This window comes from Catenibacterium faecis (assembly GCF_014306455.1).
GTDB classification, from domain to species: domain Bacteria; phylum Bacillota_I; class Bacilli_A; order Erysipelotrichales; family Coprobacillaceae; genus Catenibacterium; species Catenibacterium mitsuoka_A.
The window spans coordinates 41,850-48,821 of the sequence record NZ_JACRWG010000008.1; the positions used below are offsets into that span (position 1 = coordinate 41,850).

9 protein-coding genes and 1 riboswitch are annotated in these 6,972 nt (G+C 34.3%); of the genes, 3 read left to right on the forward strand and 6 right to left on the reverse strand.

The window, feature by feature from the left end; translation table 11 throughout:
- Positions 1–74: 74 nt before the first annotated feature.
- From lysA to gloA2, 6 genes are all read right to left on the reverse strand, one after another.
- Positions 75–1,376 carry a diaminopimelate decarboxylase gene (lysA, locus tag H8909_RS03655; protein WP_006504657.1) on the reverse strand — a complete coding sequence of 434 codons (1,302 nt, stop codon included), beginning with the start codon at positions 1,374–1,376 and terminating at the stop codon, positions 75–77.
- A 10-nt stretch (positions 1,377–1,386) separates the two neighbouring features.
- On the reverse strand, positions 1,387–2,133 hold the full coding sequence (dapB, locus tag H8909_RS03660; RefSeq protein WP_187011881.1) for a 4-hydroxy-tetrahydrodipicolinate reductase: 747 nt from the start codon (positions 2,131–2,133) through the stop codon (positions 1,387–1,389).
- A 1-nt stretch (position 2,134) separates the two neighbouring features.
- Positions 2,135–3,034, reverse strand: coding sequence for a 4-hydroxy-tetrahydrodipicolinate synthase (dapA, locus tag H8909_RS03665; RefSeq protein ID WP_006504655.1), 900 nt, complete (start codon positions 3,032–3,034; stop codon positions 2,135–2,137).
- 1 nt (position 3,035) lies between these two features.
- The gene (locus H8909_RS03670; protein ID WP_022424590.1) at positions 3,036–3,494 is read right to left on the reverse strand and encodes an ACT domain-containing protein; all 459 of its coding nucleotides are present in this window, start codon (positions 3,492–3,494) and stop codon (positions 3,036–3,038) included.
- A gap of 69 nt (positions 3,495–3,563) precedes the next feature.
- Positions 3,564–3,733: riboswitch (Lysine riboswitch) on the reverse strand.
- Between the two features lie 15 nt (positions 3,734–3,748).
- Positions 3,749–4,162: a hypothetical protein gene (locus H8909_RS03675; protein ID WP_187011883.1), complete on the reverse strand. Its 414-nt coding sequence runs from the start codon at positions 4,160–4,162 to the stop codon at positions 3,749–3,751.
- Entirely contained in the window at positions 4,155–4,532 is a 378-nt protein-coding gene (gene gloA2, locus H8909_RS03680; protein ID WP_187011884.1) for an SMU1112c/YaeR family gloxylase I-like metalloprotein, read from the reverse strand. The genes H8909_RS03675 and gloA2 overlap by 8 nt, the downstream gene beginning before the upstream one ends.
- An 89-nt stretch (positions 4,533–4,621) precedes the next feature.
- On the opposite strand from gloA2, the gene H8909_RS03685 reads away from it, so the two are divergent.
- From H8909_RS03685 to H8909_RS03695, 3 genes are all read left to right on the forward strand, one after another.
- Positions 4,622–5,332 carry an AzlC family ABC transporter permease gene (locus H8909_RS03685; protein WP_187011885.1) on the forward strand — a complete coding sequence of 237 codons (711 nt, stop codon included), beginning with the start codon at positions 4,622–4,624 and terminating at the stop codon, positions 5,330–5,332.
- An 82-nt stretch (positions 5,333–5,414) separates the two neighbouring features.
- A complete protein-coding gene (locus H8909_RS03690; protein ID WP_117458736.1) occupies positions 5,415–5,843 on the forward strand; it encodes an HTH domain-containing protein in 429 nt (142 codons plus the stop codon).
- Between the two features lie 17 nt (positions 5,844–5,860).
- Positions 5,861–6,892, forward strand: a complete 1,032-nt coding sequence (locus H8909_RS03695; RefSeq protein WP_328290975.1) for an IS3 family transposase — start codon at positions 5,861–5,863, stop codon at positions 6,890–6,892.
- Positions 6,893–6,972 lie beyond the last annotated feature (80 nt).

Sequence of the window (6,972 nt, forward strand, 5' to 3'; positions counted from 1 at the left end):
TTCAAAGTAACAGTAATTATATTATATATATTTATGCATAAAAAAAGGGGATAGCATCCGCTATCTCCTCATGACTATTCTTCATCAAATAAAATTAGATCATCAAATGTCTGTCTTCTTACAACGACTCTTGATTCACCTTCATAAGTGAATACTACAGCTGGTTTAGGTAACTGGTTGTAGTTAGAAGACATAGAGTAGTTATATGCGCCTGTAGAGAATACTGCAAAAATATCTCCTGGCATAATATTAGCTGTAACTGGTAAATCCTTAGTAATCATATCAGCACTTTCACAGATCTTACCTACAACTGTTACAGTCTTAGTCTTTGTTTCTCCTGCTTTATTTGCGACAATACCATCATATTTCGCATCATATAAAGGTGTACGGATATTATCAGACATACCACCATCAATAGAGACATAAGTACGTACATCAGGAATTTCTTTAATACATCCTACTGTATATAGGGTAATACCTGCATTACCTACAACATAACGTCCTGGTTCAATCATAACAGCTGGACGTTCCCATCCATGACTATCATATTCATTATAAATAACTTTCATGATTTCTGATGTAATAGATTCAAAATCAAGTGGTTCATCCTGTTTAGTATAAGCAATACCATAACCACCACCGGCATTGATCTTACTTGTTACAACACCAAATGTATTATAGATTTCATTCACGAACTTCATGAACTGAAGCATTGCATTCACATAAGCGAATAAATCAAATACCTGAGAACCGATATGACAATGAATTCCTTCATATTCAATATTATCAGACTCTAAGATTTGCTGAATAGCTTTTAAATAGATACCATAATGAGAACTAAAGCCAAACTTAGTATCCTTATGACCAGTCATGATATAGTTATGACCACCTGCTTTAATACCAGGGACAATTCTTAAAGTTGCTTTGACTTTTTTACCTAGTTTACCTGCAATCTTTTCACAGTTTTCAATTTCATAGAAGTTATCTACTACGAAATGAGTCACATCATGACTTAATGCATATTCAATTTCTGAAGGAAGCTTATTGTTTCCATGGAAGTAGATCTTGTCTGGATCAAATCCAGCACGTAATGCGATACTGATTTCTCCTGCAGATACGCAGTCAATTCCAATACCATATTCATTTGCAAGCTTATAGATTGCAAGACAGCTAAAAGACTTAGATGCAAATAATGGAAGTGCCTTTTCATACTTATCCATGAACTTTGTCTTTAATTCATTCATCTGATGTCTAATATGACCTTCACTCATAACATAAAGTGGTGTGCCATACTGCTTTGCGAGATCAGATGCTTTAATACCATCTATATATAAATCATTGCCTTTTATATCAGCAAACTGTGTCTGTAATACCATACCATTCCCCTTAATATAATGTTTTTAAATCAAATAAACCTTTGTCTTTATTCATTAATGCCTTTAATGCAGCAACAGCACCATTCGCAAATACTTCTTTAGAAAGAGCTGTATGCTTTACTTCTACGATTTCATCCTGTCCTGCAAACATTACTGTATGTTCACCAAAGATTGTCCCACCTCTTATAGATGAAATACCTACTTCATTTCTTTCTCTCTTACGATGAATAGAATGACGATCATAAGTAGGTTCTAATGAATCATCTAAAGCATTATTAATACCATCATATAACATCACTGCAGTACCTGATGGTGAATCAATCTTCTGATTATGATGTTTTTCCATGATTTCAATATCAAAATGATGTTCAAAGAATTCTTTCGCAAATTCACTCACCATCTTATTCATCATAGCCACACCATAAGAAGTGTTATAAGACTGGAAGAGGGCAATCTCATGAGATGCTTCTTCAATCTTCTTTAAGTCTTCTGCACTAAAGCCAGTAGTAGCGAATACAACTTTACACTTATTCTTTAATGCATAAGATAGAATACTATCTAGATTGGCAGGATGTGAGAAATCAATAATTGCATCAATATCATCCTGTACTTCATCTAATGACTTATATGCAGGTACTTCTGGCTGTACATCAAACACAGGAGATACAACACCAGCCAATTCTAAATCTGTATCATTCATTACTGCATGGGCTACTTTCTTACCCATTAAACCATAACCATATACTAATACTTTCATCTTAATAACCCTTACTTTCGAATTCTTTCATTGCATCAAATAATAACTTCTTATTTTCTTCTGTAGTTGGAATAAGAGGCTGACGAAGCATATCACTTTCAATAACACCCATATGCTTTAAAGCAGCCTTAGGCATGATTGGGTTAACATCAATAAATAAATATTTAGAAACATCATTTAAATCATAAGCCATCTTTCTAGCAAGTTCTAGATCACCCTTTAATGCAGCCTGGGCAAACATTTCTGTTTCTCTTGGATAAAGGTTAGATAATACTGAAATAACACCTTTACCTCCTGCTGCAATAAATGGAAGAATATTATCATCACATCCAGAATATAAATCAAAGTCCATATCCTTAGTACGTGTTAATACTTCCATTGCATATGCAATATCATCTGTTGCATCTTTCATAGCAACAATATTAGGAACCTTTGCAAGTTCTACTACTGTATCTACACTGATCTTCATACCAGTTCTACCTGGTACATTATACATAATAAGTGGTAAATCACTTGCAGCAGCAACAGCCTTATAATGTTCAATTAAACCTCTCTGAGAAGTCTTATTGTAGTAAGGTGTTACAACTAAGTTTGCATCAGCACCTGCTTCAGCATTGAACTTAGCCTTTCTAATAGCCTGTGCAGTATAGTTAGAACCTGCACCTACAATAACCTTTACACCTGTACCCTTAGCCATTTCTACTGTAATCTTAGTGAGTTCAAATTCATCTTCAATATCAATAGTTGCAGGTTCACCAGTAGTTCCGTTGACAAGTAATGCTTTTACACCACCATCAATCATTCTCTGTACCTGTCTCTTATAACCTTCGTAATCAATACTTCCATCTTCAAACATTGGTAATACCAATGCAACACCTGTACCTTCAAAAATTGGTTCCATTTTATGCTAATTCCTCCTGAATTTTTTCTAATGCTTTCTTTAAATATTTCTTTTCTATAACATATGAAATAGATACTTCACTTGTTGTCACTTGAGCAAATGGGATCTGGTTATCACCTAGAACTTTGAATAACTTACTTGCAAAACCGACTTCATTTTCCATATGACCTTCTACAACAAGCTTACCTACATTCTTAGATGCAAATACACCAATACGTGGGTGATTCTTCTTAACTTCTTCAATAGCCTTGTTTAAAGCACTCTGTGCTTTTGCATCACATGTGAAATCAATACGCATTTCATCTTCTAGCATGACTGATGAGATCATATCGATGTTCACACCTTCACGACTAATTGTTTCAAACACATCAGCCACAAAAAGAGGATTCTTTTCAACATTCATTAACTTCACTTGAATAATGTCTTCTTCAATCTCTAATCTTGTAATCACACTGTTCATCTTCATCATCTCCATTTTTCTATAAAAAAATATTGCAATGGGGCCATTGCAATATAATTAGTCTTCATTATATTCAATAGCGCACCACAAATATTTTGTGACAGTGAATAAGATCTTCTCTTATCCCCCAGATAACAGTTCATATACAGTTCCCTGTCTCTTCGGCATTTGCTCCCCCTTCATTATCTGGCTGTATCCATTAATAACGAATTCTTAACGCATGCACCTCTATTTGCCAACATAATAACATATTATCAATCATAAAAAAAGTGATTTTCTTCTAAATAGTGCATATATTCTTTGATCCAGGGACTATCTATTGCATATCGCTGAAGCATTAATACAACTTCCTGTCCTTGGTACATGAAGCGCATCTCTGATTCAGCCCCTTTCTTTTTCACTTTAAAATCTGTCACAAAACGATAATCAAAGAAGTAAACACCATCTAGAAACTTCAGATTATCATATTGCATAAAGGTAATTCCCTCACGTTCAAAGCTCAATACATAGAATTCTGTTTTCTTGCTTACTATATGACCTAACCACATAGTAAGAGCTGTTTTTTTCCAGTTCACCTGATACTTCGTATGCGCAAAGGCAACATTATTATGAAATGATATACCTGACAAACGCACATAGTTCTCTAACAGCTTTTCTCTATTATTCATGGATTTCTAAAGGCAATTGATCAGGATCTTTAAAAAATGTCATTTTCTTGCCTGTAAATGTGTCGAAACGGATTGGTTCTGTTTCAATACCTAACGCATTTAATTCTTTGACTGTTTCTTCTACATCTTCTACCTTGAAAGCCAGATGTCTCAGTCCTGCAGTTTCAGGGAAAAAATGTAGTGGGGCATCTGGTTTAATAAATATTTCTAATTCCATCTCTCCAAGTTGAAGATCTAACTTGATATCCTGTTTATCTTCTCTCTTGTTTTCTCTAATAATCTTAAAACCTAATTTATTGACATAAAAGTCAATTGTTTGATCATAATCTTTTGTAATGATTGCAATATGATGTACTGTGTCTAATCTCATAAGAGCACCTCCTGTTACTATTATATCATTGACATCAAGAATGATATATAGTTATTATAGTATAAACCGACTAAGGAGGTAGGTAATACATGAATAAGAAAACAATTATTTATTCTATTAAATCTGCACTCCCTGTTATGACTGGTTATATTGTATTAAGTATTGGTTTTGGCTTATTACTTCAAGGTAAAGGTTATGGATGGGTCTGGGCAGTTTTAATGAGTACAGGTATATATGCTGGTTCTATGCAGTTTGTGACAATTAATCTACTATCAACAGGTGCTTCTATCATTACAACTGCTATTATGACTCTTATGGTCAATATCAGACATCTCTTTTATGGTATTACCATGTTAGAAGAATATAGTGAAGCAGGGTGGAGAAAGCCTTATTTAATCTTCTCATTAACAGATGAAACCTATTCCTTAATCTGCTCTCCTGATCTTCCTGATGATATTAGTCGTAAAGACTATTTCTTTATCGTTTCTCTTGTCAATCAGTTATCCTGGATAGCAGGGAGTATTATAGGTTCAGTACTAGGGAATATTATTCCTTTTGATACAACTGGCATAGATTTTGCGATGACTGCATTATTTGTCATCATCCTAGTAGAGCAATTAGAGAAATCAAAACAACATCTTCCTGCCTTTACAGGATTTATTATTTCTATATTCTGTTTATTACTCTTTGGACCTAATCAGTTCCTTATTCCTTCTATGATTCTTATTACAATCGCATTATTCATAGAAAAAAAGAGCTTAGAAAGGAGTAAAATGGACCCTGTAAAAAGGACACGATAAAAAAAGGATATTTATTTCGTGACCCTGTTTTACAGGGTTTTTATTTTGCGTAGTATAATGATTATAGAATGGTGGTGTTATTATGGGAGTAAATTATTTTAGTGATGAACAAGTAAAGGAACTCGAAAAGAATCCATATGTAAAGAAAGTATCTATCAAAAGCATAACCTATTCAGAAGAATTCAAAGAACTCTTCTGGATTGATTTACAGAATGGCATGATGCCTGGAAACATATTTAGAAAGTATGGATTTGATCCTCATATGTTAGGGTCTAGTCGAACTCTCAAGTTCACAAATCGTGTAAGGAAAGAAGCAGCAAGAGAAGAAGGATTCAAGGATACCAGAGGCACAAAATCCGGAAGACCTTCTACAAAAAATCTTACCATTGAGGAACAGCTAGAAAGGCTTAAGCAGAAAAATAAAATTCTCCAACAGGAGAACGATTTTTTAAAAAGAGTGAGATTTATCAACAGAAAGCAAATCTCAAAACTGCAGAAGGACAAACAATAAGAGAAAAATATAAACTAATAGATAGAACTCTTGAATCACCTAGAAATAAACTGAGTGTCACAGCGTTATGCGATATTGCAGGTGTTTCAAGAAGTGGGTTCTATTCATGGAAGAAACGAAAAAGTTCCATAAGCGAAAAAGAAGAACAAGACCGTAAGGATTTTGAACTGATTTTAGAAGCATACAAATTCAAAGGATATGACAAAGGCAGACGTGGTATTCATATGCGTCTTCTTCACATGGGCATTGTGATGAATCATAAAAAGATTTCAAGACTGATGAAGAAATACGGGCTATTCTGTCCGATAAGAAAAGCCAATCCTGCAAGAAGAATGGCTAAGGCAATGAAAACATCAAATTATGCAGATAATATTCTAAACAGACATTTCGAGGAGTATGGCCCTGGATATGTGCTTGAAACAGACATTACTTATCTATTCTACGGTCATAAAAGATCTAAAGCCTATCTATCAGTGGTAAAGGATGGCTTCACAAAGCAGATTCTTTCATATGTATTATCACCGTCTTTAGAAGTAGACTTTGTCCTGGAGACATTCAATCAGCTTTACAGTAAACATAAGCGTAATATTCATACTGATGCTCTGATACATAGTGATCAGGGTGTGCATTATACAAGTGTTAAGTTTATTGACTTACTCAAGAGCCTGGAAATCAGACAGTCAATGTCAAGAAGAGGAAACTGCTGGGACAACGCTCCCCAGGAATCCTTCTTCGGACATATGAAAGATGAGATAGGCAGATATACAGAGAATGCCTGCTCATACGAAGAACTAAAGGAAATAATAGATTCCTATATGGTTTATTACAACAATGATCGTTATCAGTACAATCTGGCCAAGCTTTCACCAAATGAATACTTAGAATATTATATGACTGGTGAGTACCCACTCAACCATGTCGCAAAGGAGCCTGATGAGTATAAGGAAAAATTCAGACAGGTAAGAAATAATCTTGATAGAAACTCAACGCTCGAGAAATTAGTAGCTATTCTTCAAAGAATAACTCATTTCAAACAGTCCATCAGATAATCTGCATAGATGACTTCTGATTATATCTATATCATTATTGCTTAATGATGCAAAGCCAAAATCATCCATCTTAGTGAATA